This is a genomic window from Nocardioides ferulae (assembly GCF_003660455.1).
Lineage (GTDB): Bacteria > Actinomycetota > Actinomycetes > Propionibacteriales > Nocardioidaceae > Nocardioides > Nocardioides ferulae.
In genome coordinates, this window is the sequence record NZ_QZVR01000003.1 from 1 (window position 1) to 26,040 (window position 26,040).

The 26,040-nt window shown below is 71.3% G+C and carries 28 protein-coding genes, 1 tRNA gene and 1 pseudogene; 20 read left to right on the forward strand and 10 right to left on the reverse strand.

Annotated elements, in window-relative coordinates; translation table 11 throughout:
• The first annotated feature begins 148 nt into the window (after nucleotides 1–148).
• The 4 genes from D6B71_RS05875 to D6B71_RS05885 all read left to right on the forward strand — a co-directional run bounded on the left by D6B71_RS05875 (nucleotide 149) and on the right by D6B71_RS05885 (nucleotide 1,637).
• Entirely contained in the window at nucleotides 149–805 is a 657-nt protein-coding gene (locus D6B71_RS05875) for a hypothetical protein (protein ID WP_121253031.1), read from the forward strand.
• A gap of 86 nt (nucleotides 806–891) precedes the next feature.
• Nucleotides 892–1,143, forward strand: a complete 252-nt coding sequence (locus D6B71_RS05880; protein WP_126688190.1) for a hypothetical protein — start codon at nucleotides 892–894, stop codon at nucleotides 1,141–1,143.
• 13 nt (nucleotides 1,144–1,156) lie between these two features.
• Nucleotides 1,157–1,279, forward strand: coding sequence for a hypothetical protein (locus D6B71_RS23740; RefSeq protein ID WP_276310987.1), 123 nt, complete (start codon nucleotides 1,157–1,159; stop codon nucleotides 1,277–1,279).
• Between the two features lie 19 nt (nucleotides 1,280–1,298).
• A complete protein-coding gene (locus D6B71_RS05885; RefSeq protein WP_126688191.1) occupies nucleotides 1,299–1,637 on the forward strand; it encodes a hypothetical protein in 339 nt (112 codons plus the stop codon).
• A gap of 574 nt (nucleotides 1,638–2,211) precedes the next feature.
• Here the strand turns inward: D6B71_RS05885 and D6B71_RS05895 are convergent.
• Together D6B71_RS05895 and D6B71_RS05900 are read right to left on the reverse strand one after the other, a co-directional pair.
• Nucleotides 2,212–2,529 (reverse strand): hypothetical protein, encoded by a 318-nt coding sequence (locus D6B71_RS05895; RefSeq protein WP_126688192.1) that lies wholly within the window; start codon nucleotides 2,527–2,529, stop codon nucleotides 2,212–2,214.
• Between the two features lie 548 nt (nucleotides 2,530–3,077).
• Complete coding sequence (locus D6B71_RS05900; RefSeq protein WP_121253041.1) at nucleotides 3,078–4,529, reverse strand: hypothetical protein; 1,452 nt, start codon at nucleotides 4,527–4,529, stop codon at nucleotides 3,078–3,080.
• A 1,012-nt stretch (nucleotides 4,530–5,541) separates the two neighbouring features.
• On the opposite strand from D6B71_RS05900, the gene D6B71_RS05905 reads away from it, so the two are divergent.
• The 4 genes from D6B71_RS05905 to D6B71_RS05920 all read left to right on the forward strand — a co-directional run bounded on the left by D6B71_RS05905 (nucleotide 5,542) and on the right by D6B71_RS05920 (nucleotide 8,546).
• Nucleotides 5,542–6,795 carry a hypothetical protein gene (locus tag D6B71_RS05905; RefSeq protein ID WP_121253043.1) on the forward strand — a complete coding sequence of 418 codons (1,254 nt, stop codon included), beginning with the start codon at nucleotides 5,542–5,544 and terminating at the stop codon, nucleotides 6,793–6,795.
• A 119-nt stretch (nucleotides 6,796–6,914) separates the two neighbouring features.
• Nucleotides 6,915–7,454, forward strand: a complete 540-nt coding sequence (locus D6B71_RS05910; RefSeq protein WP_121253045.1) for a hypothetical protein — start codon at nucleotides 6,915–6,917, stop codon at nucleotides 7,452–7,454.
• A 269-nt stretch (nucleotides 7,455–7,723) separates the two neighbouring features.
• A complete protein-coding gene (locus tag D6B71_RS05915; protein WP_121253047.1) occupies nucleotides 7,724–7,909 on the forward strand; it encodes an antitoxin VbhA family protein in 186 nt (61 codons plus the stop codon).
• A complete protein-coding gene (locus D6B71_RS05920; RefSeq protein ID WP_121253049.1) occupies nucleotides 7,896–8,546 on the forward strand; it encodes a Fic/DOC family protein in 651 nt (216 codons plus the stop codon). Before D6B71_RS05915 ends, D6B71_RS05920 begins: the two co-directional genes overlap by 14 nt.
• 179 nt (nucleotides 8,547–8,725) lie before the next feature.
• On the opposite strand, the gene D6B71_RS05925 is transcribed toward D6B71_RS05920, so the two are convergent.
• From D6B71_RS05925 to D6B71_RS05935, 3 genes are all read right to left on the reverse strand, one after another.
• On the reverse strand, nucleotides 8,726–9,508 hold the full coding sequence (locus D6B71_RS05925; protein ID WP_121253051.1) for a collagen-like protein: 783 nt from the start codon (nucleotides 9,506–9,508) through the stop codon (nucleotides 8,726–8,728).
• A gap of 270 nt (nucleotides 9,509–9,778) precedes the next feature.
• Nucleotides 9,779–10,300: a hypothetical protein gene (locus D6B71_RS05930; RefSeq protein WP_121253053.1), complete on the reverse strand. Its 522-nt coding sequence runs from the start codon at nucleotides 10,298–10,300 to the stop codon at nucleotides 9,779–9,781.
• 104 nt (nucleotides 10,301–10,404) lie between these two features.
• Nucleotides 10,405–11,577, reverse strand: coding sequence for a hypothetical protein (locus D6B71_RS05935; protein WP_126688193.1), 1,173 nt, complete (start codon nucleotides 11,575–11,577; stop codon nucleotides 10,405–10,407).
• A 158-nt stretch (nucleotides 11,578–11,735) separates the two neighbouring features.
• Here D6B71_RS05935 and D6B71_RS05940 point away from each other — a divergent pair.
• A pseudogene (locus D6B71_RS05940) lies at nucleotides 11,736–11,960 on the forward strand (integrase core domain-containing protein); the annotation flags it as partial.
• Here D6B71_RS05940 and D6B71_RS05945 read toward each other — a convergent pair.
• The gene (locus D6B71_RS05945) at nucleotides 11,948–12,532 is read right to left on the reverse strand and encodes a hypothetical protein (protein ID WP_121253057.1); all 585 of its coding nucleotides are present in this window, start codon (nucleotides 12,530–12,532) and stop codon (nucleotides 11,948–11,950) included. The pseudogene D6B71_RS05940 and the gene D6B71_RS05945 sit on opposite strands and share 13 nt — an antisense overlap.
• A gap of 18 nt (nucleotides 12,533–12,550) precedes the next feature.
• The gene (locus D6B71_RS23745) at nucleotides 12,551–12,673 is read right to left on the reverse strand and encodes a hypothetical protein (protein WP_276310988.1); all 123 of its coding nucleotides are present in this window, start codon (nucleotides 12,671–12,673) and stop codon (nucleotides 12,551–12,553) included.
• Nucleotides 12,674–12,852: 179 nt separating this feature from the next.
• Here D6B71_RS23745 and D6B71_RS22650 point away from each other — a divergent pair.
• Nucleotides 12,853–12,951: transfer RNA gene (locus D6B71_RS22650), tRNA-OTHER, on the forward strand.
• A 69-nt stretch (nucleotides 12,952–13,020) separates the two neighbouring features.
• On the opposite strand, the gene D6B71_RS05950 is transcribed toward D6B71_RS22650, so the two are convergent.
• Nucleotides 13,021–13,236, reverse strand: a complete 216-nt coding sequence (locus D6B71_RS05950) for a hypothetical protein (protein ID WP_126688194.1) — start codon at nucleotides 13,234–13,236, stop codon at nucleotides 13,021–13,023.
• A gap of 259 nt (nucleotides 13,237–13,495) precedes the next feature.
• Here D6B71_RS05950 and D6B71_RS05955 point away from each other — a divergent pair, with 259 nt between their 5' ends.
• Nucleotides 13,496–14,071, forward strand: coding sequence for a hypothetical protein (locus tag D6B71_RS05955; RefSeq protein ID WP_121253061.1), 576 nt, complete (start codon nucleotides 13,496–13,498; stop codon nucleotides 14,069–14,071).
• A 6-nt stretch (nucleotides 14,072–14,077) separates the two neighbouring features.
• On the opposite strand, the gene D6B71_RS05960 is transcribed toward D6B71_RS05955, so the two are convergent.
• Both D6B71_RS05960 and D6B71_RS05965 read right to left on the reverse strand, forming a co-directional pair.
• Nucleotides 14,078–15,316 (reverse strand): MFS transporter, encoded by a 1,239-nt coding sequence (locus D6B71_RS05960; RefSeq protein WP_121253063.1) that lies wholly within the window; start codon nucleotides 15,314–15,316, stop codon nucleotides 14,078–14,080.
• Nucleotide 15,317: 1 nt separating this feature from the next.
• Nucleotides 15,318–16,283: an alpha/beta hydrolase gene (locus tag D6B71_RS05965; RefSeq protein ID WP_206051593.1), complete on the reverse strand. Its 966-nt coding sequence runs from the start codon at nucleotides 16,281–16,283 to the stop codon at nucleotides 15,318–15,320.
• Between the two features lie 126 nt (nucleotides 16,284–16,409).
• On the opposite strand from D6B71_RS05965, the gene D6B71_RS05970 reads away from it, so the two are divergent.
• From D6B71_RS05970 to D6B71_RS06010, 9 genes are all read left to right on the forward strand, one after another.
• On the forward strand, nucleotides 16,410–17,168 hold the full coding sequence (locus tag D6B71_RS05970; protein WP_240641169.1) for an acyltransferase: 759 nt from the start codon (nucleotides 16,410–16,412) through the stop codon (nucleotides 17,166–17,168).
• Nucleotides 17,169–17,296: 128 nt separating this feature from the next.
• Nucleotides 17,297–18,424, forward strand: a complete 1,128-nt coding sequence (locus D6B71_RS05975) for an ROK family transcriptional regulator (RefSeq protein WP_121253066.1) — start codon at nucleotides 17,297–17,299, stop codon at nucleotides 18,422–18,424.
• A 77-nt stretch (nucleotides 18,425–18,501) separates the two neighbouring features.
• Nucleotides 18,502–19,782 carry an extracellular solute-binding protein gene (locus tag D6B71_RS05980; RefSeq protein ID WP_206051594.1) on the forward strand — a complete coding sequence of 427 codons (1,281 nt, stop codon included), beginning with the start codon at nucleotides 18,502–18,504 and terminating at the stop codon, nucleotides 19,780–19,782.
• Nucleotides 19,783–19,941: 159 nt separating this feature from the next.
• On the forward strand, nucleotides 19,942–20,853 hold the full coding sequence (locus D6B71_RS05985; protein ID WP_206051595.1) for a carbohydrate ABC transporter permease: 912 nt from the start codon (nucleotides 19,942–19,944) through the stop codon (nucleotides 20,851–20,853).
• Nucleotides 20,850–21,695 (forward strand): carbohydrate ABC transporter permease, encoded by an 846-nt coding sequence (locus tag D6B71_RS05990; protein ID WP_121253068.1) that lies wholly within the window; start codon nucleotides 20,850–20,852, stop codon nucleotides 21,693–21,695. Before D6B71_RS05985 ends, D6B71_RS05990 begins: the two co-directional genes overlap by 4 nt.
• Nucleotides 21,692–23,119, forward strand: a complete 1,428-nt coding sequence (locus tag D6B71_RS05995; RefSeq protein WP_121253070.1) for a glycoside hydrolase family 3 protein — start codon at nucleotides 21,692–21,694, stop codon at nucleotides 23,117–23,119. Before D6B71_RS05990 ends, D6B71_RS05995 begins: the two co-directional genes overlap by 4 nt.
• 53 nt (nucleotides 23,120–23,172) lie before the next feature.
• Nucleotides 23,173–24,096: an ROK family protein gene (locus tag D6B71_RS06000; protein ID WP_206051596.1), complete on the forward strand. Its 924-nt coding sequence runs from the start codon at nucleotides 23,173–23,175 to the stop codon at nucleotides 24,094–24,096.
• Nucleotides 24,093–25,226, forward strand: coding sequence for an N-acetylglucosamine-6-phosphate deacetylase (gene nagA / locus D6B71_RS06005; RefSeq protein WP_121253072.1), 1,134 nt, complete (start codon nucleotides 24,093–24,095; stop codon nucleotides 25,224–25,226). The genes D6B71_RS06000 and nagA overlap by 4 nt, the downstream gene beginning before the upstream one ends.
• Entirely contained in the window at nucleotides 25,226–26,011 is a 786-nt protein-coding gene (locus tag D6B71_RS06010; protein WP_121253073.1) for a glucosamine-6-phosphate deaminase, read from the forward strand. The genes nagA and D6B71_RS06010 overlap by 1 nt, the downstream gene beginning before the upstream one ends.
• Nucleotides 26,012–26,040 lie beyond the last annotated feature (29 nt).

The following is a 26,040-nucleotide window of genomic DNA, read 5'->3' on the forward strand; positions in this document are numbered from 1 at the left end:
TACGTTGGAGGCACGCGCTCACTCAGGTCCGTCGTACACCACTCTGCTGGACTCCACTGCCGCGGGTCTTGACCGGGTGAGGGCCAGCGGTTGAGCATGTGTGCTCGTTCGGGTGACTCGGCGCCCGGCGTTCTCTCGGGGGTGAAGCATGATCTTGTATCGACGGCTGCTGCATGTGCTGCTGGGCGCGGGTGTCGCGCTCGCGGTGATGATGGGGACGTGGTCGGCGCCGCCGGAGGTGACGGACGTGGAGCCGGTGAATTGCGTGGACCGGATGTGGCGCGACGAGCCGGGCATCCGCGCGGAGATCTCGCTGGTGTGTCTGGGTGGACGATCTTCGGGGACGAGCATCGGCACCGCGGGGACGGCCACGGCGACGAGCACCGTGTCGGTGTGGGACCGGATCTACGGCCTGCGCGTCAAGGCGACGACGGTGAAGGTGAAGGCCGCGCCGATGCCGAAGATCGCGAAGGTAGCGAAGAAGGAGAAGGTGCCGTGGCCGAGCAAGGACGCCAAGCGTGCCTCGGACATGGACCAGTACCGGGTGTATCAGTTGTACGTAAGCGTTCCGGGCAAGGGGTCGCGGCTGTACAAGTACGGGATCACCAAGAGGGGCGCGGCCCGGCCGAAGCGGCAGTTGAAGAAGTGCAAGAAGGAAATGGGGCTGGGTATCGACTGCGACTACGCGTGGGTGCGCAAAGACATCGACGGCTGGTATAACGCGCGGAAGGTCGAGGCCGCGCACACGACCAAGTACAAGTTGCGGTTCAAGGATTGCCCGACCGGGATGCCGACGTGCATGTGATGTTGTCTGGAGCGAGTGCCGTGTGGTTGGCCGACGATGCGCCGTCGCACGGGTCGGCGACACTGCACCGGTCGTGGGCGGACCTGATGGCTGACCCGGCGTGGGCGGCATGGGCGACCGAGCACGTCGACCGCGAGCGGTACGACTTCGTCATCTACTTCGAAGACCGCGAGAAGCCGCGCATCGTGATCCGCGGCGACACCGCGTCCTACTACGTGCCCGCGCACACGCTCGCGAAGATGCCGCGCCCGCTGCGCATCCAGGGGCGCGAGTTGTTCTACCAGTTGTACAAGCGGTGGGCGGAGAAGAAGGGACTCCCGGCGCCGCCGGAAGTGTGAGCGTGGGAGCGAGATGAGTGACAGCACGCGGTGGTCATGGCGCAGCAACCCTGGACGGTTCGTCGCGCTCTTGGTCGTCGTCACGATCGTCGGGATCGTGCTCGGCTACGTCGGCGGCCAGTGGACGTCGTCGTAGGGACGGTACGGGCGTGGGCGTGAGCGTCGGCGAGGTCGGGGTCGACCGGCCGCGCACCGGGTCGCATCTGCCGGTGATCGTCGCGGCGGTCGTCGGGCTGCTGCTCGGCGTCGCCGGAACCGCGCTGACGACGGTCGCCGTTGCCGACGACGAGAGCGTCGACGTGACCGGGACGATCTCGGTCGTCAACGCCGACGGTGACCAGGTTGCGTTCGTGCCCGACGACGCGTCGCTACTTGACGACGACGACACGATCACGGGGAACCTGGTCAACCGCACCGACGCACCGATCGAAGACGGTCAGATCTTCACCGGCGTCTGGTTGCCCGACGAAGGCGTCCTCATCGTCACCGACTGACGCAGCGCTCGGCGGCGCAGCGCTGGGCGAGGTGCCCGGGGAACACGAAGCCGCCCACCGGATGTTCGGCGGGCGGCAGGTGACGGCGGGGTGTGACGAGGTCAGGCGGGCTCGGGAAGCAGGTCGGCGGGGCGGGACGGGAACGAGACGACCGCGGCGAGCCGGTGCGCGTCCAGGTGCGTGACCGCAGACCGGGCGACGACCGCAGTCGACGTCGTGCGACGGGCTGCCAGCGAGATGACGTCCGCGACGCGGCCGGTGTGGCGAGGCTGCGGAGGAGTGCGGTCGAAAGAGGTGACCTTCCCGGCACGCGAAGGTGGCGGGTCCGGGTTCATGGTTTGCCGTGCCGAGCTCGACACCTCACTCGCCGGCGCTCAGCGGGCTGAGCGAACCCCGCTAGGCGTCGGGCATGTCTCGCGGACTCGCCGGCCGGGCGGCAATGACCACCTGCGGACGGCGGACCGGGACCAACGACGGAACACTCACTCGCGTTCGGCGACCGGATCTCCTGCGTAGTCCTGGCCGACCTCGCCCATGAAACCTGCCCCCGGCAAACTCAAAGCCTCGCGTCTGGTCAGGCAGTCATCCAATCGAGGAGAGCATCACGTTGAACGGCGGACTCGATCTCAGCCGCGATCACGCGGAGCACCTCAATCGCCTCCAATGGGGTAATGCCCATGACGGCTGTGTCGAATATGACGGTGCCATCGGCAGTTGCGCCAGACCGAATCTGGATCGACGGCAGCGCGTCCCCTGAGGTCGTATTGGCGAAGTCGTCGACAGCGAAGCGCACTCGGACAGAGACGGGGGGCGTCCACCGGCCAACTGACTGATCGGTGGCCGCGCGGAAGTCTTGCTCACGCCAAGGTCGAGGACTCTGATTCGTGGTCATGGGGCGACCGTGTGCGGCCGGTCGTTGTTGTCGCACCGGGCCCTGGAGACGAAGCCGTGGAGAGGGGCCACCGGAGGCCGATCACAGTTGACCCTCAGGGACCTCGCCAGCGCCTTTTCCGCGGCGCATGGAGCGCCGATCGACCTTGGCCCAAGCCACCCGGCCTCGCCGACGGCTGCCGGGGCTTATGGCACGGGCCGGGGACAGTCGAGCGTGGCGGCCTAGACGGGTGGGGCGGCGGGTGCGTGGTGGTGCGTCATCGGGGGCGCCGCGCACACAGGTGGGGCATGAAGAACTCCTCTGGGAACGGCCCCGATCGGGTGCCGACTGGATGCCCCGTTGAGTGGATCGTCGATCCGCTCCGGAACGCCTCGGGAGACGCGTCGTAACCGGTCCGTGAGGCCCGCCGAAGACCCGACGGATCCTCACGGCTCCCGCGACAACTCAACAGCGGACAACGGGCACCTCTCTGTCCTCAGGACCGGGTCTGAGCAGCCCGCGAGGGGTCACCGGCTCGGCAGCCCCTCGCGGGAGTGAGAGCGGCAGGCTCAGCGAGCCATGGCGCGGATCTTCTTCAGCGCCTTCCTGGTCGCCTTCGCCTTCGCCTTGGTATACGCCGAGGCAGGGACGCGGACCCGCTCAGCGATCCGCTCGGCCTTGTGGAGCGCCAGGCTCGCCGCATAGCCCTGAGCAGCGGACACCATCGCGTCATGGCCGAGCCGTCGCTCCTCTTCGACCTGTCGCTGAGCCTCGGCGTCGGCGAGGCGCTGGGCCTCCTGCTCCGCGCACCGCCGGGCCTCGGACATGGTGGGCTTGGAGCACTGGGCGCTCCACGTGACGGAAGCCAGGTACTGGGCGCCGTAATCCTTCTCGGCCGTAGCGGTGGCCGACACGGTGACCGGGGCCTTCGCGGTCGCGGTGTACCGGGTGCCCCGAATGGTGCGGCGCACGGTCGTCTTGACGGTGTCGCGCCGCACCGTCGCGGTCCGGGTGGCGGTGGCGAGCACCTGGTCGCGAACCTTGGCCTTGCCGAGCGCGCTCGCGTGGACGGTCGCCATACCGGGGATCGGGTCGGCGAACGGCTCACCGTTGGGCGGGAAGAAGCCACCCTCGGGGTGGTTCTGGCCCTTGATCCAGGAGTAGAACTGGTAGTCACAGTACGGCAGGGAGGTCGTGGGCGAGCGCCGCAGGTCCTCCCAGGGCGCGCATCGCCCGGCCCAGCGGTCTCCGTAGTCCTTCAGGAGCGCCGGGGTCTGGGTTTGCGGGGCCGGGGCGGTGGCGGGGTCCAGGTACTTGTCGGTGCAGCCGCTGGCCGACCAGGTGGAGCCGGTCCAGGTCGGCTCGTAGCCGGTGGCCTTGCTGCCGCGACTCGCGTTCGCTGCCACGCATGCTTCCTTGGCGACCGCGTAGCCGGGTCGCTGCGCCTCCAGGGCGGTGCGGTTCGGCAGGCACGTCCAGGTGTCGAGGTGCTGGTTCCAGCCGACCACCTCGGTCGAGGTGGTGCACCAGGCTCCGAAGTTGACGCGCCGCCACTCCATCGACCGCACCGGGTTGTCGAGCATGATGTTCTCGATCCGAACCACGGCGCGAGCGGCCCAGGCGCCGTTCGCGGTCGCGCCTTGGTCGGCCCAACGCAGGAACCGCTCGTCCACCTTCTCGTGCACCGGCAGCGTCTCGGTGGCGGGCAGGTCGTCGACCTGATCGGCCCAGAAGTCGAGGTCGGCCAGATGCAGGTAGCCGTACGCCGGGCCGCCAGCGGCCGGGGCCGTCCAGTACGGGTCCGAGGCATCGACGACCGGCGCGGTCCGCGCGTACCCGTCGGGGTTGAGGTCGCCCCAGTACGGGTCCTGCTCGACCACCATCGTCGGGGGCAGGTCAGCAGTCGCGGAGGCGGCCGGAACGGTAGCGAGGGCGGCGACGCCGACGGCGATGGTGGCGGCGAGGCTGAGGGCGCGGGAGACGGCCAGTAGTGTGACCGGGCTCGTGGTCGTGGTGGTCATCGTGTGCTCCTTGCTCAGACCCGTCTGGTTCGGACGCCACACTGCTGCCCCGTGGCCGGCGTCACCACGCTATGCAACCGGCGTCGTCAGCGCCCGCCGTTCGCGCTAGCCGTGAGCCACGACGCACTCAAGCCCATCGGGCGATCGCCGAACCACGCGCCCACGCGGTCCAGGACTCACTCGACCCACCCGGCAGGCGAGTGTGCCACCGGAGCATTGGTTGCGCGTCAGACACACGTTCGCTCGGAATCTCGACCTGCCTAGGCCCGCGTGCGCGGCCAACCCCCGACCTGCGCCCGGACGCGAACCCACCTTTGCATCCGGCGATGCGAGGCACCCGAACTCGTGTCGCCGTCGACTGGGCTGCTGTCCGCGGCTTCCTGAAGAGGCAGACAGGGGGGACCTGAGACCGGGTTCCAGGCCAAGTCGTTTTCGGGACTTGGCCTGGAACCCACGCTCAAAACCAGGCCATCGGCCAAGTTCTGGACCAACTTGGCCAGGAACTTGGCCTGGACCCGAGACGTCGTTTCCCCAGGTCAGAGGCCCTGTAGTAGTAGTAGAAAGAGATGAGATGACTTCTTTAGATAGATAGATAGAGAGTCACATGGGACTTCCCCCTATTGATTCCCCCTCCCTCTGATCCCAAATCAATACCCCCTCTCTATACGTGACCCTTCTCCCCCACTTGGAGACTGGGCAGATTCGGCCTCGAACCTCGCCGACACCGCCTCTGACCTGCGGAAACGTCGCCCACGGCCAGGCCAAGTTCCCGGCCAAGTCCCTCAGAATCGGCCAGAAAGGCCCCGAATCGGCCAAGTAGGGGCCCTCTGAACGGCCGGTTCAGCCGTCCGGACCGCCTTGTCAGCCGGAGCCCTCGCCGGGAGGAGAGCCTCTGGGCGGCGCCCGTTGCCGTCATGGCCAGGCGGCCGCACCGTCACCTCGCAGGGCCGCCGCAGCACAGGGTCTCTGCACGCGCGTGTCACTTCGCGATCGAGCCGCGTACCGACCGGGCATGACGCAGAAGAAGCCCATGACCGAGGCGCAGCTGCGGCAGCAGAAGAACCGCAACGCAGTCGGTGAGTACCAGGAGAAGACGCAGGGTGTCCCTGGCGCTGGGGCCTTCCTCGCACCTGCTGGTGCCGGAGGGCCGGTGCCGGACGACCCCGCTGGCCTCGACGACCTGGACGCGCGCGCCGAGCGGCTCGCTGCTCTGACCGCCCAGGGGTACGTGCCTGCGCAGGCGTTGCCGTCGCGGATCGACCCGCGGCGAGTCGAGCACGTCGCCCAGTGGTGGGAGGAGGAGTTCCTCGCCGCCCCGAACCGTGAGGACGGCTCCGGCGTCCCGGCCTTCCCCGACGACTACACCCCGTCGCGGCGCCGCGGGCACGCGCACGGCGGCCGGTCCCTGGACGGGAACCGGCGCGGACACCGGATGGGCTACCAGATCGGCGGTGTCGCGTTCCGGATGCCGTCGAAGACCTCGGTGCGCGCCTACCTCGCCGAGCAGGACCCGGTCGTGACCGTTCCGGTCTCGTGGGAAGACGTCGACGGCAAGACGCGCGCTGGTCACGTTCTCGTCGAGCGGCTCGGCACCGGCGGGTACCGGGTCACCCCGGTGGAGAAGGACCTCGGCGACGCCGGGATCCGGGTCGCCGAGGCGGTCAACTCCGAACTGGAGGGACGTCGCCCGGCGTTCGGCGGGTACGCCAAGACCGGCAACCTGCTCGCCGACGCGAAGGCCCGGATGATGGCCGAGGCGACTGCCCGCGGCTCCGCGCTCATCCCGGTGCGCTCCACCTGGGTCAAGGGCGTCACCGCGACCCCCGACGGTGGGGTGGCGATCGTGACGAAGAAGCCGACGAAGGCTGGCGTCGACACGTACTGGCGCGAAGGCACGATCGAGGACTTCCAGGCGATCGTCTCCGCCCAGGCGCCCGGGGCGGTGGCCACGCACCTGCTGCGCAACCACCCGGCCTTCGACGGCGTCGGCGCGTGCGAGCGGTGCGGCCGGTACCGGTCGGCGAAGGTGCCCCACCACTGCCCGGACACGCTGGCGACACCGAAGGTGCCCGAGGGCCCGAAGGAGACGAACCTGGCCCAGGGCCGGGTCGCACGCGAGATCGCTCGCCGCAAGCAGGCCCGGGCCGCGCGGGCGAAGGAGCAGATCGCCCCGATCGTCGCGGCCGCTGCCCAGGCTGCCGCCGCCGCCCAGACGGACACCCAGCGGCCGAACCGTCCGCGGCGCGTACCGCGGCGCCAGACCTGACCCCTGCACGGTCGGGGGTGTGCACGCTAGGCACCCCGACCGCGCAGGGGGCCCGTGCATAGATCCAAGAGACTTCCCCCGACAGCCCGCGAACCGCCCGACGAAGGACCGAACCGCCCATGGCACGCATCATCCTCACCGAGCCCGTCACGGAGCAGGATTCGCTCGACCCCGCGGGCGACCCGTGGCCGTACGCGGTGCAGCGCGGCACGACGACGATCCTGAGCGACAGTCTCACCGAGATCCTCGGTGCGCTGATGCCCGAGTACGACGAGATCCCGCGCACCCCGGCCGGAGACGACCAGGCGCTGGTGTTCCGCTACCAGGCGGCCGTCTCGGCTGCGAACCAGGTGCAGTCCTACTGGTCGGGACGGATGGCCTCCGAGGGCGAGTTCGTGCCGGTCGAGACCGACGACGACACCCTGCACACCCTCCTCAACGACCGGCTCTACCCGGTCGAGGACGTCGACCGGTGGACTCACCCGGTGCCGCTGATCCTGGTCTCGATCGACTACGCCCCCTACACCGAGCGGACCCCGCCGCGCGGGAACGTGAAGTGGATCGACCCGCACGACGAGTTGCTGTTCCTCCACGGCCTCGCCGGTCTCGGCCTGATCGCGTTCATGGTCCACGGCGACGAGACCGAGAACGCCGCCTGAGGTGCGGGCTGCTGCGCTCGCCCCGGCTGCCGCCCTCGCGCTCGGTGTCGCTGACCTGCGGCGAGAACCCCGACGCGGAGCCGTCTCGGGCCGAGACCTCGCCGAGAGGTGCGTCCGCGTTACCAGGACCACTCGATCCGTCTTGGAAGCGAGCGCGTCTACCGACCATGAGTTGCAGCCAGGCACGCGTTCGCTCCCGGCCGCACACCTCGCGTGTGGCAACAGTGCGTCAGCGAAACCGTCGGCGCCGAGTCAACTACTATGGAGACATGGTTATGAAGGCACGGCAGCAGGTCGAGCGCCGCGAGAAGGTCGCTGACGCCGTGCACTCCGGCCGCCTCGAAGGTCGCGATCCCAGTCCTCAGTTCCTCGCCGACGCGAAGAAGTACGCGGACGGGAAGATCGAGGCTGAAGAGGTCGTAGAGCGCACCCGCAAGCGCTATGGCCTTGCCTGACCGCTATCTCGACGAATCCGGAGTACTACGGAACCTCCTCGGCCTCGGCGATCGAGCAGCACTCGCCGAGGCGGAGACGGACCTGGTCGAGGCCCGCTTCCTGACCTGGAGCGGGCCGCAGGAGCGAACGTTCGACCAGGCTCATCTGTGCGCTATCCACCGACATCTCTTCCAGGACGTCTACGAGTGGGCCGGTGAGTACCGCACCGTCGGCATCTCGAAGGGCGGCCCGGACGGTTTCTGGCCGTGGGAACTGCTCGTCGCCCGGACGGACAAGGTCCTTGGAGCGCTTCGCGCAGGACCGCTCCTGCGGGGGCCGCTTGGTGACGAGATCTTCGCGCAGCAGATCGCAGATCTCTACCGAGACTTGAACCACTTGCACCCATTCCGGGAAGGCAATGGCCGGACGCAGCGCATCTTCCTCAACGATGTGGCCGGGGCCTCTGACCGAGTGATTGAGTGGCAGCGCGTTCGTCGGGACGAGAACGACTCCGCGTGCGCCCACTCACTCAGCACCCAATCTTCGAGCAGGTTGCGATCGCTATTGGAACCCGTCATCACAACCGAGGCCGACCGAGAGGCGCGGCTAGCACTGGCGGCCAAAGACCTGGAGCGCTCGCGTCCGACAACGTCCTAGGCGGCCTAGACGGGTGCCGCAGCCGGTGCGGGGCGGTGCGTCATCGGGGCGCCGCGCACACAGGTGGGGCATGAAGAAAGGGTCTGCTGCACCATCTGGTGACAGCATGAGGCAGCCGAGAGCATGACCAAGTCGGTACACCTTGACTGGGATGTGCCTCTTCGCTCCTGATGCGGTGACTATTCGACAGCGCGCACGTCCCCAGGGTCGAGGTAGTCGATACCCACAGTGATGGTGGCGTCAAAGTCGGGGATCGGCCTGACATCCTCTCCGGTCACGGGGGCGTAGCAGGATACGTTCCCGGTGAAGTGCCCGTCCTCGCGACTGCCAAGAGTGTCTGCGGTGGTCCGCGGTGTGGCCGTCGTGACCCCGTCGCTATTCGGCTCCCAATACCACTCGGCGTACGCGCCACCGAGGTTCGTCATCAGGTAGGCGGCAGCGCAGTTCTCCTGGAGCCAAGTCAGAGCTGCATCGCTGACACTCAGGTCCGCTGGGTACAGCGCTGCCGGCCCAGCAATCTCCGTTGCTGAGCGCACCGAACGGTAAGGGCCTTGCGGGTACTGAGGGTTGTCCGCCCTGTGCTGGTACGTCCAGGAGACGTACTCGTCGATTCCGCCCTCACCGGCTGGTCCTGGGGGGCCAGGCACTCCTTGCGGACCAGCAGGACCAGTTGCCCCGTCCTGACCGTCGACCCCGTCGGCGCCAGCAGGCCCGTCCGGACCGGTCGCCCCGTCCTGACCGTCGACCCCGTCCTTGCCATCCACGCCGTCCTTGACGATGCCGTTGCGCAACTCGGAACGACCGACGCTGCCTTTGGCGAGGTTGCGGGCGGTGATCGTGTTCCTGGCGATGTCGTCGCCGGTGATCAGCCGGGCCGCAACGGCCCCCGATCCGGCGCTGGCCGTGACGACCAACGCGAGCCCTCCCACAAGTGCCGCGCTGCGCGCGCTAGGACTGCGCATGTTGCCTCCACTTCTCGATGAGTTGGAGGCTGTCCATAAGTCCCGCCTGCTGGGCGCGGGGACTCCCCCCGGTGTCGGTGCGCACGCTACTCGTCGGCGGACCCTTTGGTGCGAGAAGTCCCAGGGCCCCTCAACAAGTACTGAGCCTTCGCCGCTTGTCCGTAAGCCCACCGGTATAAGGACACCCAGTGAGGGCGAAACGCGCCGCCCCGACGGCAGCACGCCGATACCGCCTCCTCTGGGACCAGTCCCGGAGGAAGCGAGGGACTATCAGCGCACCTTCGGGCGACCGCACCCCGGTATCTCCACGCCACAGGCGGCAAAAGCCCAGTCGACCCGCAGTCGGTACTTCTCCTCGCCGACGTGATAGGCGATCTCGCTCGATTCGATGGCACCGCCCTGCGGTCCAACGGTCATGGTCGTGAGCAGTTCTGAGAAGTCCTCGGACAGGCCATCATCGGGACACCTCATCTCCACCCTCACGCCTGAGACGTCCCGATTCACCTCGCCCCCACGCACGTCTTCGAGCGAGAGGACTCTTGCCCCAGTGATTTCGGCTCGGGGGTCGTCGATGTCGACATGCCGGACGCTCGTGACGGTCTCGAGAGGCCTGGCGGCGTATTGGTATAGGACATCGTCGAGCACGGGGACGTCGTCACCGGTGCGGCAGAGGACTCGGTAGCCGAACGTCGCATCCCATTGCTTCTTGCCTGCGGGAGCGTCCAGCGACAGCGATCCCTCGGGCGCGGCTCGCACGTTCAAGGGTCCCTCATCGATGGCGTGCTCAACCACGTCATCCCCACGGCCCGCGTCGTTATCACAGGAGGTAGCCGTGAAGATGGCGCTACTCAGCAAGGCAAAGGACAGTGCTGCTCTCCGCCAGCCACAAGAGTGCCTCACCCTCGGGCAAGCCGTTTGTAGGGTGCGAACTTGCCCGCTGTGCCCGGTTCATCGTCATCGCCACAGACCCACCTGGTTCCGCGAAACTTGTACTTGACGGTATGGGTCGTCGAGTACGACTTCTCGCCGTACATGTCGATTCCGATGACTCCTGCGAACTTCACGGCTGCGCCGTAGGAGTAGTTGTCGCCGGTGCTGTCTGCCCGAGAGAAGGTCCCACTGTCGTTCCGCACACAGTTGATGCGCTCGTCGTTCCACAAGGGGCGCGTCAAGTCCCTGCCGGTGCTGAACCCCGCGATCGTCCCGACGGGAATCCATGCCCGGTACTTCTTGTTGCTCGGAGGACAGATCAACTTGTACCGGTAGTAGCGGACGGTTCCTCGGTGTGAGCGTGCGATGCTCTTCTTGGGCCACTTGAACGCGGTGTTCGTCGCATCATCAGACTCCTTGCCCGCCGCGAACTCGATCCCGGCCTGCTTCCATTCCCCCTCCGCCTTCATGCCAATTCCAGCCTTCGAGCCATTGATAATGCTGCTCGAAGCCCAGGCCTTGTCGCGGCCGACCGGATACGTCGTCGATGTGGTCATGGCGCGGTCCTTGAACTTCCCTGTCCAGGCGGCGGGGCAGTCTGGCAACTGGGGAGCCTGCTGCGCACGGCGAGCAATCGCGGCGACCTTGTATCGGTCTTCCTCCACGGCGTCCAGGCGAGCGAACGGACCCGAGACCAGGCGTGCAGCCACGGCTCGAGACACTTCGTCCGGGTGGGCCAGCGGGTCGATCCACACGAACGCCCCATCGTCAACCACGGCCCGGACCGGAGCACTGGTGGACCAGGTGGCCGGGCCCTCCGCTGACGAGCCGTGAATGCTGAACGAGACGACACCCTCGTCTGAGACATGGGTGCTTGGCACGTCACGAGGATCGATGCGCACTGTGACCCGGCCGTCGACCACGTCAGCGGTCGCTCCCGAGAGCTCGACTGGCTCACGGATCTCTCCGGGCCGCATGCTTGCGAAGTCGGGACGGGCGAGAACCTTGACCTCCTCGACCGAGGCAGGGAAGTCAACGGAGATGGCGACCGGCGGCGATGGCTCTGCCGTTGCCGAAGCACCCGACGAGCCCAAGCCCGAGACTGAAGCAGCAAGCAGGCCGCCCAGTCCGGCTGCCATGGAAATGCGTAGTACCACGTCGATTCCCCCCGAGACAGACAGAACGACCGATGTGGGCGACAGTTAAGGACCGCTGCTGCGTCCTGTCAAGGTTGGGATCGCCGCCTCGTCGTACGGCATCCTCGAACGGCCCACGAACGAAATTGGCCGGATAAGCTGGCGACAACGCCGCCATGGAGTCCTTCTTCGCGCTGCTGCAGAAGAACGTCCTGGACCGCCGCACCTGGGCCACCCGCGAGGAGCTTCGGATCGCGATCGTCAGGTGGATCGAGCGGACCTACCACCGACGCCGTCGCCAGGACGCTCTCGGCCGGTTGACCCCCATCGAGTACGAGACCATCATGACCACGCACGACACCACGCCAGCCACTCAGGCTGCGTGACCCAACCTGTCACCCGATTGTGCAGCAGTCCCGAGCGCCTGGACCTCGGCTACGTCGGTGTCCTCGTAGGCGAGGTGGTGGTGGATCAGCCAGTCGATGGCGGGCGCGAGGACGGTTTGCCAGGTCGCCTGCCAGCCGATGGCCCCGGCGAGGTCGAGTGTGTCGTAGATGCTGACGGCGTGGACGCCGATCAGCGCGGACGCGAGCGGGTCGAGCGAGGCGGACGCCACCCCGGGCGGGGGAGTGTCGTGTGGCCCGCCGAGGCGGATCCCGGCAGGGAGGTACGCGCCGCGCGGCAGCCCCTCGGTGTCGAGGTACTGCATCCGCCAGGTGCTGCTGTCCTCGTCTGCGAGGTCCGCGGTGACGCGGAGGTTGCGCCACGGGTCGGATGGCGGCAGCGCCTCCACGAGATGCTCGCCCGCGTGCGCCGCCCACAGCGGCACCTCCCAGAGGCAGGTCACCCAGTACTCGGCGAGGGCCTCCTCAGCGCGGGTACGGGCAGGGTCGGTCGGCGGCAGGCCGATCGTTGCCATCCACTCGACCAGCGGCTGAGGGAATCTGTGTGCGCTCATGATTGGTAGGTACGCGGCTCAGCCCCGCAGCGTCCGCGCGGTCGTGCTGGGCACCAGTCGCTCGGCGACGACGCGGGTCGTCGGCCGGTAGGTGAACGCGAGCGCGTCCTCCTGCACGTTCAGAAACCCGGTGCCGCTCATGCTCGGATCCTATGGCTCTCAAGCCACCTGAGACGGCCTGAGTCCGCCCCCTTTGCCCCTCGGGATCTTTCGGGCGATTCCGGGATCAGGCGACAACGAATACGCAACGAATTCGACGTGGATTCGCGGTGAGGAGCGGGTTCTATCGGGAGGCTTCGGGATCGAGAAGCGCCTCATATGCCCAGGTCAGGGGCGTACTTTCGGGTCTTCTGCACGGGAGTCCAGATCCCCTACGCGACAAGAATAGGTCGTCGGTTCGATTCCGACAGGCGGCTCCACGCAACAGCCCCTGACCTGGGCGCGGGTCAGGGTTCCTCTGCATCACGACCGGCCGCTCGGCGTCGGCCTCACCAGCCGCCGTAGGGCCGCAGCGGCTCGAAGTGCTCGGGCGCATGCGCCTCCTCGACGACCGCGACGAACACGGTGCCCGGCTCCCGGCTCGCGACCCGAACCTCGGCGGGGTCTTCGCTGACCGTGCCGCGCCGGCGCACGAAGGCGTCGTCGATCGTGGGCGCGAGCGCCTGGAAGGCCCGGACCGCGTCGGCACGGGTCGGTGACGCCACGACGCACCGGGGCCTCGGCAGCGTGCCCGGGACGTGAGGCCCGGAGCGGTCGAGCCTGATCCGGAACACCTTCAGGTCGCGTCGCCGACCGACACGCTGTCCATGCGCAGACACGGGCCACCTTCCCGAGAACGAGGAACCGACGTCTGCTCAACGAGCGACCGACGGACCGGTCACTCGCGACGGTCCTGACTCGCCTGGTGACCAGCCGGGCAACGGGCACCTCGCCAGGCTCCTCGCCCGCTGCCAGACTCGGGCCGTGACCGTCTCGGACCCCGCTGACGCGCACCCCGTCTCGCCGTCGCCCGACGACGACGAGCCGGCCCGCTACCGGAGGTTGATCCTCTTCGCGCTGGTGGTCGTGCCGCTGAGCGTGACCGCCGTCATCGGCTACCGGCCCTGGTCCGAGCCGCAGGTCTTCGGGCCGGGCGGAGGCGCGGTCGGCACGCCGCACCGCCTCGGCGGGCGACCGATGCACTTCGAGGTGCTGCCGCTCCGGTCGAGCGAGGTGGTGACCGTGCGCGACGCGGACCCGGTCGTCGTCACGAACACCGCGGACGCCGAGATCCGGCTGTCCCTGTGCCGCCGGACCGAGGTGGACTGGTTCGTGCTGACCCGCAGGCCGCTCGATGACCTCTGCACCTACACCGAGTCCGTCGAAGGCCGCCTCGACCTCACCGACAAGGACCTGCGGGTCGTGCTGACCGTCGACCCGCAGCAGCCCGGCCGGGTCATCGTCGACGGGGTCCACCTCGACTACACCCGCGACTGGCGTCACCTGTGGCAGCGCGGGAGCGAGGCGACCGGCATGACCGTCGCCGTGAAGGTCCGCTGACGGGGATCACGCGTGCTCGTCGGGTCTCCCCGCGGCGGCCCTGACATCGGCCGGCCGCCCGGCGAGCGGCACGAGCGCCGCGCCCACGAGCGCGAGGACCGCCAGCACCCCGAACAGCGCCGCGTAGCTGCCGGTGGCCGCCGCCACGCCCGCACCGAACGCCGGCGCGAGCGCGCCGGCGACCCCCATCGGCGCCTGGAAGACGCCGTTCAGCGCGGCGTACCGTTGCGGGCCCCAATGGTCGCTGACGATCGTCGCCCCGACCAGCGTGAAGAGACCGCGGGCGGCTCCGCTGACCACGGCTATGGCGATGAGCAGCACCACGGGCCCGGGGGCCAGGGCCAGGCCGGCCAAGGTCAGGCCCATGAGTGCGGTGGTGCCGGCAGCGCGGGCGTTCGGTCCCGTCCTCCGGTCCAGGGCCGGGTAGACCAGCCGCCCGGCGACCTGGCCGGCGCCGCTCAGGCCCAGCGCCCACGCGGCCAGCTGGAGGTCGACTCCGAGGGCGAGCAGGAGCGGGACCAGGTGGACGATCGAGGCGTACATCGCCAGCGACGCCAGGGTGCCGGACGCCGCGAGGAGCAGGAAGGGGCGGCTGGTCAGCACCTCCCGGTCCGGGCGGACGTGGGCCCCGTCGTCGCCGGAGTGCCACGGCAGGCGCAGCGCGAACGCGTGCGCGGGCACCGTGATCGCGAGCAGCAGGCCCGCGAAGACCAGGTAGGTGTCGCGCCAGCCCAGCCCCTCGCCCAGCGCGGCGGTCAGCGGCGCGAAGATGGTGGAGGCGAACCCGGCGACCAGCGTGAGCACGGTGATGGCGCGCACCCGGCGGACGCCGTACCACTGGGTCAGCGCCGCGAACGCCGGCGGATAGAACGTGCCGGCGCTGGCGATCCCGACCAGCAGCCAGGCGGCGACGAACACCGGGTACGACGGCGCCAGCCCCACCCCCGCCGCCCCGACCGCGCCGAGCAGGCTGCCGCCGGTCATCACCAGCCTGGGGCCGCGGCGCTGCAGCAGCCGGCCGGCCCAGATGCCCGCCAGCGCGCCGGTCAGGCTGCCCACCGAGAAGGCGGTGGTGACCTGGGTGGCCGACCAGCCGGTGTCGGCCGAGATCGCCGGCGCCAGCACCGTGAAGGCGTAGTAGAGGACGCCGTAGCTGGCGGTGACGCTCACACAGAGCGCGACCAGCACCCAGCCGAGGGTCGCCGGGTCCGGGGAGCCGGCCGCACGACGGCCGGGCGCTGTCATGTCACGCCGGCGACAGCAGCCGTCGCAGCCACTGCAGCCGGGCCTCCCGGGCCTCCCGGGCGATCCGGCAGTGCGGCGCGAGCGTGTCGAACCCGTGGAAGCCGCCCGGCCACACGTGCAGCTCGGCGACGCCGCCAGCCGCCCAGATCCGCGACGCGTAGCCGACCGCCTCGTCGCGGAAGACCTCGGCCGACCCGGCGTCGACGAAGGCCGGCGGCAGCCGCGAGAGGTCCGCGGCCCGCGCCGGCGCGGCGTACGCCGAGACATCCGGCCCGCCGCGCCCCTCGCCGAGCAGCGCGGTCCAGCCGGTCTCGTTCGCGGTGCGGTTCCACGGGCCGGGGCCTGAGAACTGGCGCGACGAGAGGGTGTCGTTGCGGTCGTCGAGCATCGGCGACATCAGCACCTGTCCGGCGAGTCGCGGGCCGCCGAGGTCGCGGGCCATCAGGGCCACCGCGGCGGCGAGGCCGCCGCCCGCGCTGCCGCCGGTGACGACGATGCGACCAGGGTCGATGCCCAGCTCGCCCGCGTGGTCGGCCAGCCAGCAGAGTCCGGCGTAGCAGTCCTCGACCGGTCCGGGGTGGCGGGTCTCCGGGGCCAGTCGGTAGCCCACCGACACCACCGCCGCCCCCAGCGGTCGGCCCCACGAGGTCTGCACGTCGAGCACGCCCGACCTGACGTCGCCGGAGACCATCCCGCCGCCGTGGATGGTGTAGATCGCCGCCACCGGACCATCGGCGTCGGTCGGCAGGCAGGCCAGGAGCGGCACATCCGGTGCGCCACTCAGGGCGGGGACCGCGTGCTCGGTCACCTCGTAGGCGCCCCCGAGCCGCAGCTCGTCGTCGCCGCTGGTGAGCAGGTGCGAGCGCAGCCACGGGATCACCTCGAGGGTGACCGGCAGTGCCAACAGCTCGGCCAGCGGCTCGAGCGCGGCTGCGCACTCCTCGTCGTACGGCGGTGGCTGCGGCATCCGTGAGCGGCCTCTCGGGGGATGGGTCGGCGACGTGAGCATCGTGGCAGGACCCTCGCGATCTCGTCGTCGGCCCGGGATGGACCACCGCCCGATCGGCGCGAGGATCGCCTACCCTCCCATGTCGTGAGCCTGGCGAACCGATGGATCAACCGCGGCCTGGTCGCGGCCTGGCGCTGGGCGGAGCGCCGGGGCGAGATCGTGCCCGGCACCCATGCCGGCGACCGGTTCGGCAGCCTCGGGGAGGGCAGCGCGATCGGGTTCCCGATGGCGACGCTGATGAACCCCGGGTCGATCCACGTCGGATCCGGGGCGCTGATCGGCCGCCACGTCACCCTGTCGGTCGGCTACGGCCCCGGCGCCCCGAACCTCCCCGAGCGTGGGCTGGTGATCGGTGACCGGTGCATCATCGGCGCCCGCTCCAGCCTCACCGCGCACCGGTCGATCGTGCTCGGCGACGACGTCTGGTTCGGCCAGGACGTGTTCGTGTGCGACTCGAGCCACGGCTACCAGGACCCCGAGGTGCCGATCGGCTGCCAGCTCGGCGAGCACCAGCCGGTCGAGATCGGCTCCGGCTCGTGGCTGGGCCACGGGGCGATCGTGCTGCCCGGCACCCGGCTCGGCCGCAACGTGGTGGTCGCGGCCGGCTCCGTCGTCCGCGGCGAGGTTCCCGACAACGCGGTGGTCGGCGGCTCGCCGGCGCGGCCGCTGCGGCGGTTCGAGCCGGAGGTCGGCTGGGTGAGCGAGCGCGGCCACGTGCGGCCGATCCTGCGCGGCATGGAGCAGCTCGAGGCTCTCGAGGCCCTGGAGGCGTTGGAGCGGGAGATCGAGCAGGGCGCGCAGCAGGGCAGCGACGACGACGATCGGCCGGCACTCGCTCACTGACCGACCGGCTTGATGTGGACTTCGCTGTCACCGGCTGACAGCGAAGTCCACATCAGACGTGTCGGCGCCAGCGCCGTGGTCTGGACCTCCGTTGACGCCGAGTATGTAAGTAAGGTCAACTAACCAATGTGTCCACACCGACGACCCTCGGCCGTCCGCTCCGCCCGCGCGGCAAGCTGCGGCAGGAGGACGCCCGCCGTCACCACCGCTCGCTGCTGATCCAGCAGCTGTTCCGCGACGGGCCGGCCAGCCGTGCCGACCTGGCCCGGGCCGTCGGGCTGACCCGGGTCACGGTCTCGGACCTGGTCGGGGAGCTCGTCGGGGAGGGCCTGCTCGAGGAGCTCGGGGCCCCCGTGGGGACCCGGGTCGGCAAGCCGCCGACCCTGGTCGGGCTCGCGGCCGACTCCCGGCACATCGTCACCGTCGACCTCTCCACCGACGGCCGGGTCGCCGGCGCCGTCGTCACGCTCCTCGGCAGCGTCGTCGAGCGCCGCCAGCGCGACCTCGACGGACGCCGCGGGCGCGAGGCCCAGCTGCTCGTGCACGAGCTGGTCGCCGAGCTCGTCGCGGCCACCGACCGGCCGGTGCTGGGCATCGGCGTCGGCAGCCCGGGCGTCGTCGACGCCGTCGGCACCGTCGTGGACGCGCCCAACCTGGGCTGGCACGACACCCCGCTGGCCAAAGACCTGGCCGCCGCCTTCGGCCTGCCCGTCTTCGTCGCCAACGACGCCAACACCGCCGTCCTCGGCGAGCACACCTTCGGCGAGGCCCTCGAGGGCGGCCTGATGCTGCTGCGCGTCGGCACCGGTGTCGGCGCCGGGCTGGTCCTGGAGGGCACCCTGCTGCACGGTCACCGGGCCGCGGCCGGCGAGCTCGGGCACGTGGTCATCGACCCCGACGGTGCCGAGTGCGGCTGTGGCCGGCGCGGCTGTCTCGAGACCGTGCTCGCCGAGCCCCGGCTGCGCCGCCGGCTCGAGACCGAGGACGCCGCCACGGTGCTCGCCGAGGTCGGCGAACGGCTCGGGGTGGCGCTGGCCCCCGTGGTCGGCACCCTCAACCTGCACGAGCTGGTGCTCAGCGGCCCCACCGACCTGCTCGACGGGCCCCTCCGCGAGGCCGCGGACCGCACGATCCGCGCCCGCACGATGCCGGTGTCCGGCGAGGAGCTCGTCGTCCGCACCTCCACGCTCGGCGACGACGTGGTCATCGTCGGGGCCGCCGTGCTCGTGCTCGCCGGCGAGCTGGGCGTCTCGTGAGCAGGCGCCGCCCCCGATCTCCGGTGACTCACCCGAGTCGCGTCACATCAGGGAACCCAACGGAAGGAACACGACCGGTGCGCATCAAGACAACCGTGGCGATCGCCACCATGGCCATGCTGGCCCTCAGCGCATGCGGAGGTGACGACGGAGACGACGAGCCCACCAGCGGAGGCGCCACCGAGAGCGCCGAGATCCGCGTGTGGATCAACGGCCCCGACACCCCGCAGGCCGCCCGGGATTGGCTCAAGGAGACCTTCGAGGAGCAGCACGACGGCTCGACGCTGGTGATCGAGGAGCAGCAGTGGGACGGCCTGGTCGAGCGTCTCACCACGGCCCTGTCCAGCGAGTCCGAGACCCCCGATGTCGTCGAGGTCGGCAACACCCAGGCTCCGACGTTCACCGCGGCCGGCGCGTTCGCCGACCTCACCGACCGGCTCGACGAGCTGGGCGGCGAGGACCTGCTGCCCGGCTTCGTCGAGGGCGCCACCGTCGACGGGCAGGTCTACGCCGTGCCCTACTACGCCGGCTCGAAGTACGTCTTCTACCGCAAGGACCTCTTCGAGGATGCGGGTCTGAGCGTCCCCACCACCATGGACGAGTTCGTCGAGACCGCGATCGCGCTGAAGGAGGCCAACCCCGAGCCCGCGAGCTTCTCCGGGTTCTGGCTGCCCGGCCAGGACTGGCGCAACGGCGTCAGCTTCATCTGGGACGCCGGCGGCGACCTCGCCGTCGAGCAGGACGGGGCCTGGCAGGGCGCACTGTCCACCCCGGAGTCGATCGAGGGGCTGGAGACGGTCCAGAGGCTGTTCCAGGAGGCCTCCGGGGCCGCCAAGGACGGCAACGAGGCCGACCCGCAGACGCCGTTCTGCAACAACGAGGTGGGCATGATGTCGGCCCCGGGCTGGGTCCGCGGCCTGATCGAGGACCCCGAGACCGGCTGCCCCGACATGATGGAGAACGTCGGCGTGTTCGCGCTGCCGGGCAGCGACGGTGAGCCGGCCCCGGTGCTCCTGGGCGGCTCCGACATCGCCGTCTCGGCGAAGTCCGAGCACCCCGAGCACGCGATGGACGTGGTCGAGCTGATGCTCAGCGACGAGTACCAGACGATCTTCGCCGAGAACGGCCTCACCCCGGCCAAGATGTCGCTCAGCCCGCTGCTCGGCGACGACGAGTTCGCGCAGGCCACGATCGACGCGGCGTCCAACGCGAAGCTGACCCCGGCCGCCCCCGGCTGGGCGATGGTCGAGGGCTCCCGGGTGCTCGAGGACCTCTTCGTCGACATCGCCAAGGGCGGTGACGTCGCGGAGCTGGCGGCGGCCGCCGACGAGCGGCTCGACGAGGAGCTGGCCCGCTGATCCGAGGCCGGCCCGTCGGCCGGCCACACCACCACCGCCCGGGTCCTCCCGGCCGGGCTGGGCCGTCGTCCCCAGCCCGGCCGGAGACCCGTGCGGCACCCTCCCACCCGACAGCCGCCTCGGCCGACCCGGGTGAACTCCGCACGGAAGGAGTCCGCGGTGACCTCCCCTCGCGCCCCCCGGGCGCCGCGTAGCTGGCTGCCGCTCGGGCTGCTGCTGCCGACGGTCGTCGCGCTCACCGTCGCCCTCGGCTACCCGCTGACCCGGCAGGTGGGGCTCTCCTTCCAGGAGTTCGGGCTGGCGCAGCAGTTCGGCCGCCCGCCGGAGTGGGTCGGGCTGGAGAACTACCGCGACCTGGTCACCGACCGCTACCTGTGGCTGGTGATCGGCAGGTCGCTGGCCTTCTGCCTGGTCAACGCCGCGGCCACGATGGCGATCGGCACCGCCGTGGCGCTGCTGATGCGGCTGATGTCGACGCCGGTGCGGCTGCTGGTGCAGAGCGGGCTGCTGCTGGCCTGGGCGATGCCGGTGCTGGCATCGCTGACCGTGTGGCAGTGGCTCTTCGACAGCCAGTACGGCGTGGTCAACTGGCTGCTGGTCCGGTTCGGCGCCGACTACGAGGGCCACGCCTGGCTGCTCGAGCCGATGTCGTTCTTCTTCGTCGCCACCGTCGTGGTGGTGTGGATGAGCGTCCCGTTCGTGGCGTTCACCGTCTACGCGGCGCTGACCCAGGTCTCCGCCGACCTGGTCGAGGCCGCCCAGCTCGACGGCGCGGGCGCCTGGCAGCGGTTCCGGGTGGTCTACCTGCCCGCGGCCCGCCCGGTGCTGCTGGTCGTCGCGCTGCTCCAGGTGATCTGGGACCTGCGGGTCTTCACCCAGATCTACGTGCTCCAGCAGGCCGGCGGCGTCACTCGCGACACCAACCTGCTCGGCACCTACATCTATCGGCTCGGCATCGGCGGCGGCGACTTCGGCGCCGCGGCCGCGGTGGCGATCTTCATGCTGGCGCTCACCGTGGTGCTGACCGCCCCGTACGTGCGGATGATGCTCTCAGCGGAGGACGAGTCATGAGCCACCCCAGCACCCGCCGGCGGCTGCCGAAGGTCGCGGCCGACCTCGCCGGGCTCGTCGTGTTCGCCGTGTGCGCGTTCCCGGTCTACTGGATGGTCAACACCTCGCTGCTGCCGCGCAACGAGATCCGCAGCGCGGACCCGACCTGGCACCCGTTCGGGGGCACGCTGGCCAACTACCGCCGGGTGTTCTCCGGCGGCGCGTTCTTCGACGCGCTCGGCACCAGCCTCCTGGTCACGCTCGCCACCGTGCTGATCGCGCTGACCTTCGCGTTCCTCGCCGCGCTGGCCGTCTCGCGTTTCCGGTTCCGCGGCCGACGCAGCTTCATCGTCACGCTGCTGCTGGTGCAGATGATCCCGGTCGAGGGGCTGTTCATCTCCCAGTACAAGATGCTCGAGACCATGGAGCTGCTCAACACCGCGGTCGGTCTCACGCTGGTCTACGTCGCCACCGTGCTCCCCTTCACTGTGTGGACGCTGCGCGGCTTCGTCGCCGGGGTGCCCTACGAGCTCGAGGAGGCCGCGATGGTCGACGGCTGCTCGCGCTTCCAGGCGTTCCTGCGGGTCACCTTCCCGCTGCTCTCGCCAGGCCTGGTGGCGACCGGCGTGTTCGGGTTCATCCAGGCCTGGAACGAGTTCACGCTCGCGGTCGTCGTGATGACCCGGGAGGACAAGCGGACCCTGCCGTTGTGGCTGAGCATCTTCACCGACGCCAACCGCGGCACCGACTGGGGTGCGGTGATGGCGGGCTCGACGCTGATCGCGATCCCGGTCGTGTTGTTCTTCCTCGCCGTCCAGGGCCGGATGGTCGCCGGCCTGACCGCAGGCGCGGTGAAGGGATGACCCGGCAGCTCCGAGAGCTGGCCCTGCGGGTCCAGCTGGCCGCGTTCCCCGGGACGACGCCCGACGACGACGCCCGCACCCTGCTGGCCGAGGGCCTCGGCGGGGTCTGCCTGTTCGGCAGCAACACCGCCGACGGGCCCGACGCGGTCGCGGCGTACGCCGCCGCGGTGCACGCCGCCTCGCCCACCGCGCTGGTGAGCGTCGACGAGGAGGGCGGCGACGTCACCCGCCTCCACGTCACGGACGGAAGTCCGGTGCCCGGGCCGGCCGCGCTCGGCCGCATCGACGACCTCGCGACCACCCGGGCCGTGGGCCGCGCGGTGGGTGCGGAGCTGGCCGAGCTCGGCGTCGACCTGGACCTCGCACCGGTGGCCGACGTGAACAGCAACCCCGACAACCCGGTGATCGGCACCCGCAGCTTCGGCGCCGAGCCCGAGCGGGTCGCCGCCCACGTGGCCGCCTGGATCGACGGTCTGCAGGAGGCCGGAGTCGCCGCCTGCGCCAAGCACTTCCCGGGGCACGGCGACACCGACGCCGACAGCCACCTGGCGCTGCCCCGGGTCGAGGCCGACCCGACGACGCTCGAGGCCCGCGAGCTGGCGCCGTTCCGGACCGCGGTGGCCGCCGGGGCACGAGCGGTGATGACCTCCCACATCCTGGTGCCGGCGCTCGACCCGGACCGGCCCGCCACGCTGAGCCCCGTGGTGCTGGGCCTGCTCCGCCACTCGCTCAGCTTCGGGGGGGCGATCGTCACCGACGCCCTCGACATGGCCGGTGCCAGCGCCGGCCGGGGCATCCCCGAGGCCGCGGTGCAGAGCCTGGCCGCCGGCGCCGACCTGCTGTGCCTCGGCGCCGACAAGGACGCCGGCCTGGTGCGTGCGGTCCAGGCCGCGATCGTGGACGCGGTCCGCTCCGGGCGGCTGGCCGAGCAGCGGCTGCGCGACGCCGCGGACCGGGCCGGCCGCCTCCGCGTCGAGGATCGGCCGGGCTCCGCAGCGGCCGGGCCCGCGAGCGACGTCGTGCCGCTCCTGCGGCGGGCGCTCGTGCTTGAGGGCCGGCTGCCGGTCCTCGCCGGGGCGCGGGTGGTCACCGTGGCCACCGCCGCGAACATCGCGATCGGCGAGGCCGTGTGGGGGCTCCCGACCGACCACGTCGTCGTGCCGGGCGGCCCGCTCGACCTGCCCGGTCCCGACGACGGCACGGCGGTGGTCGTCCAGGCCCGCGACGCGGCGCGGCACCCCGAGGTCGGCGCCGTCCTCGACGCCCTGCGGCGCGCCCGCCCCGACCGCCCGGTGCTCGTGGTCGAGTGGGGGTGGCCGGGCACGTGGACCCGCCCGGAGCCGAGACTGTGCACCTACGGCAGCTCCCGCCCCGCGGTGGTGGCCGTGACCGAGACGCTGAGAGAGGCGGGGTGGGACCGGTGAGCGCCGGGGACCAGAGCAGGGAACGCAGCAGGGACCAGAGCCAGGATGTCGCCGTGCCTCCGGCCGCCCTGCGGATCGGCCTCGACATCGGGGCCACGAAGACCCTCGGGGTGGTGCTGGAGGGCGCCTCGACGGTGCGCGCGCAAGCGCTCGAGCCGACCGTGCCCGGCGCCCGTGGCGTCGTCGACACCGCCGCCCGCGTCGTGGCGCGCCTGTGCGAGCTCGAGCCGTCGGCCGCCGGGCTGCCGGTCGGCGTCGGCGTACCCGGGCTGGTGGAGCCCGAGCGCGGGACGGTGCGGCACGCCGTGAACCTCGAGGTGGCCGGCGAGGTGCTGCCGCTCGCGGCGCTGCTCGGTGAGCGCCTCGACGCGCCGGTGCTCGTCGAGAACGACGTCAACGCGGCCACCCTGGGAGCGGCAGCGCACCTGGACGCCGACGACCTGGCCTATCTGAGCATCGGCACCGGTCTCGCCGCCGGCCTGGTGCTCGACGGCCGGGTACGCCGCGGCGTCGCCGGCGCGGCGGGCGAGGTCGGGCACGTGCCCGTCGACCCGGCCGGCCGGGCGTGCCGGTGCGGTCAGCGCGGCTGCCTCGAGACCGTCGCCTCCGGGGGCGCCCTCGCCGAGGCCTGGCCGTCGACCGACCGGCCGCCGGCCTCCGCGCTGTTCGCGGCCGCCGACGCGGGCATCGCGCGGGCGGTGTCGGTGCGGGCGGCGTTCGTGACCGGGGTGGCCGCCGCGGTGCGGGTGCTGGCGCTCACCGTGGACCCCCGCGTCGTCGTGCTCGGAGGCGGGGTGAGCAGTCTGGGCGAGCCGTTGCGCGCCGCGGTCGCGCGGGAGCTGGCCGACCGGGCGCGGTCCTCGGAGTTCCTCGCCTCGCTCGACCTGGCCGCGCGGGTGCGGGTGCTCCCGTCCGGCTTCCCGGTTGCGGCCGTGGGGGCCGCGCTGCTGACCCGCGGGGGAGGGGGTGCGCGATGAGCGCGCTGCGCGTGAGCGGCGCCAGGGACGCCGCCGGGTCTGCGGTCGAGCTCGCCGTCGTGGCCGGGGTGCTCACCAGCCCCGACCGGCTGCCGGGCGACGCCCCGGTGCTCGACGCGGCCGGCCTGACGGTCCTGCCGGGCCTGGTGGACCTGCAGGTCAACGGGGCCGGCGGCATCGACCTGACCGCCGAGCCGGAGCGCCTGTGGGAGGTCGCCGCGCTGCTGCCGGCGCACGGCACCACCGCGTTCTGTCCCACGGTCGTGACCGCGGGAGAGCGGACCCGGGCTGTCGCCCTGGCCACGCTGGCGGCCGGCCCGCCGCCCGGCTGGACCGGCGCCCGGCCGCTCGGCCTGCACCTGGAGGGCCCGATGATCGCCCCGGCCCGCAAGGGCGCCCACCCGCCGCAGTGGCTGGTCGACCCCGACCTCGCGCTGGTCGACGGCTGGACCCGCGACGCGGGGGTCGCGATCGCGACCGTGGCGCCCGAGCTGCCGGGGGCCATCGAGGTGGTCGCGGAGCTGGCACGACGCGGCGTGGTGGTCTCGGTGGGCCACACCGAGGCGAGCGCCGCGCAGGTCGAGTCGGCCGCGCGCGCCGGGGCGAGGATGCTCACCCACCTGGGCAACGCGATGCCGGCGATGGGAGCCCGCCAGCCCGGTCCGGTCGGCGCGGCGCTCGCCCACGACCGGCTGGTGGCCGGGGTCATCGCCGACGGGCACCACCTCGACCCGACCACCCTGCGACTGTTCTGGCGCTGCCTGGGGCCGGACCGCCTGCTCGCGGTCTCGGACACCACCGCCGGACTCGGCCTGCCGGACGGGCCGGCCCGGCTCGGCGACCAGCACGTCGTCGTCGCCGACGGCACGGTCCGGCTGGCCGACGGCACGCTCGCGGGATCGGTCGCGTCGCTGCTCAACTGTGTGCGGGTGCTGCGCGACACGACCGGGTGCTCGCTCGCCGAGGCGGTCGCCTGCGCCACCACCACGCCGGCGGCGCTGGTCGGCGAGCGGTCCCTGGGCCGGCTGGATCCGGGCGCCGCCGGTGACCTGGTGCTCGTCGACGCGGCGCTCGATCCGGTCGCGACCGTGGTCGGTGGCCGGGTCGTGCACGACCGGAGGCGGGGCTGATGGAGGTCGTCCCGCTCGACTCCGTCGCCGAGGTGGCCGGCCTGGCCGCCGATGTCGTGGAGGCCCGGGTGCGGGCCGAGCCCGCCACCGTGTTGGGCCTCGCGACCGGCTCCAGTCCGGTGCCGGCCTACCGCGAGCTCGCCCGCCGACGGGCCGCCGGCAGCGCGCCGGCGTACGACCGGGTGCGCGTGTTCCTGCTCGACGAGTACGTCGGGCTGCCGGAGGGGCACCCCCAGACCTACCGCGAGACGATCCTGCGGGAGGCGACCCGGCCGTTGGGCATCCCCGACGGCCAGGTGTCGGGCCCCGACCCCGATCCGGAGCGGCTGCCGGGGGCGGGGCAGCGCTACGAGGAGGCGCTGCGGGCCGCCGGCGGGGTCGACCTGCAGGTGCTCGGCATCGGCTCCGACGGCCACCTGGCGTTCAACGAGCCGGGATCCTCACTGGCGTCGCTGACCCGGATCAAGACGCTGACCGAGGAGACCCGCGAGGCCAACGCCCGGTTCTTCGCCCACCTCGACGAGGTGCCCCGCCACGTGCTGACCCAGGGGCTCGGCACGATCCTGCGGGCCCGCCACCTGCTGCTCGTGGCGACCGGGGCGGCCAAGGCGGCCGCGGTCGCGGCGGCCCTGGAGGGGCCGCTCGGCGCGTCCTGCCCGGCCTCGGTGCTGCAGCTGCACCCCCACGTGAGCGTGCTGCTCGACCCGGACGCCGCCTCGGCCCTGCGTGCCCGCGACCACTACCGGGCCGTCTACGCCGCCAAGCCGGCGTGGCAGGGGCTCTAGCTGTAGCCGTCCCGACTCCGGCCGCTGCC

What these genes read in the sequence shown, in the direction of transcription:
- D6B71_RS05925 (WP_121253051.1), bottom strand. Translation starts at nt 9,508, where the DNA reads ATGCGCAGTCCTAGCGCGCGCAGCGCGGCACTTGTGGGAGGGCTCGCG.
- D6B71_RS05945 (WP_121253057.1), bottom strand. Translation starts at nt 12,532, where the DNA reads ATGAGCGCACACAGATTCCCTCAGCCGCTGGTCGAGTGGATGGCAACG.
- D6B71_RS05915 (WP_121253047.1), top strand. Translation starts at nt 7,724, where the DNA reads ATGGTTATGAAGGCACGGCAGCAGGTCGAGCGCCGCGAGAAGGTCGCT.
- D6B71_RS05900 (WP_121253041.1), bottom strand. Translation starts at nt 4,529, where the DNA reads ATGACCACCACGACCACGAGCCCGGTCACACTACTGGCCGTCTCCCGC.
- D6B71_RS05965 (WP_206051593.1), bottom strand. Translation starts at nt 16,283, where the DNA reads ATGCCGCAGCCACCGCCGTACGACGAGGAGTGCGCAGCCGCGCTCGAG.
- D6B71_RS05875 (WP_121253031.1), top strand. Translation starts at nt 149, where the DNA reads ATGATCTTGTATCGACGGCTGCTGCATGTGCTGCTGGGCGCGGGTGTC.
- D6B71_RS23745 (WP_276310988.1), bottom strand. Translation starts at nt 12,673, where the DNA reads ATGAGCGGCACCGGGTTTCTGAACGTGCAGGAGGACGCGCTCGCGTTC.
- D6B71_RS05995 (WP_121253070.1), top strand. Translation starts at nt 21,692, where the DNA reads ATGACCCGGCAGCTCCGAGAGCTGGCCCTGCGGGTCCAGCTGGCCGCG.
- D6B71_RS05990 (WP_121253068.1), top strand. Translation starts at nt 20,850, where the DNA reads ATGAGCCACCCCAGCACCCGCCGGCGGCTGCCGAAGGTCGCGGCCGAC.
- D6B71_RS05935 (WP_126688193.1), bottom strand. Translation starts at nt 11,577, where the DNA reads ATGGCAGCCGGACTGGGCGGCCTGCTTGCTGCTTCAGTCTCGGGCTTG.
- D6B71_RS05960 (WP_121253063.1), bottom strand. Translation starts at nt 15,316, where the DNA reads ATGACAGCGCCCGGCCGTCGTGCGGCCGGCTCCCCGGACCCGGCGACC.
- D6B71_RS05920 (WP_121253049.1), top strand. Translation starts at nt 7,896, where the DNA reads ATGGCCTTGCCTGACCGCTATCTCGACGAATCCGGAGTACTACGGAAC.
- D6B71_RS05895 (WP_126688192.1), bottom strand. Translation starts at nt 2,529, where the DNA reads ATGACCACGAATCAGAGTCCTCGACCTTGGCGTGAGCAAGACTTCCGC.
- nagA (WP_121253072.1), top strand. Translation starts at nt 24,093, where the DNA reads ATGAGCGCGCTGCGCGTGAGCGGCGCCAGGGACGCCGCCGGGTCTGCG.
- D6B71_RS05880 (WP_126688190.1), top strand. Translation starts at nt 892, where the DNA reads ATGGCTGACCCGGCGTGGGCGGCATGGGCGACCGAGCACGTCGACCGC.
- D6B71_RS23740 (WP_276310987.1), top strand. Translation starts at nt 1,157, where the DNA reads ATGAGTGACAGCACGCGGTGGTCATGGCGCAGCAACCCTGGACGGTTC.
- D6B71_RS05905 (WP_121253043.1), top strand. Translation starts at nt 5,542, where the DNA reads ATGACGCAGAAGAAGCCCATGACCGAGGCGCAGCTGCGGCAGCAGAAG.
- D6B71_RS06010 (WP_121253073.1), top strand. Translation starts at nt 25,226, where the DNA reads ATGGAGGTCGTCCCGCTCGACTCCGTCGCCGAGGTGGCCGGCCTGGCC.
- D6B71_RS05910 (WP_121253045.1), top strand. Translation starts at nt 6,915, where the DNA reads ATGGCACGCATCATCCTCACCGAGCCCGTCACGGAGCAGGATTCGCTC.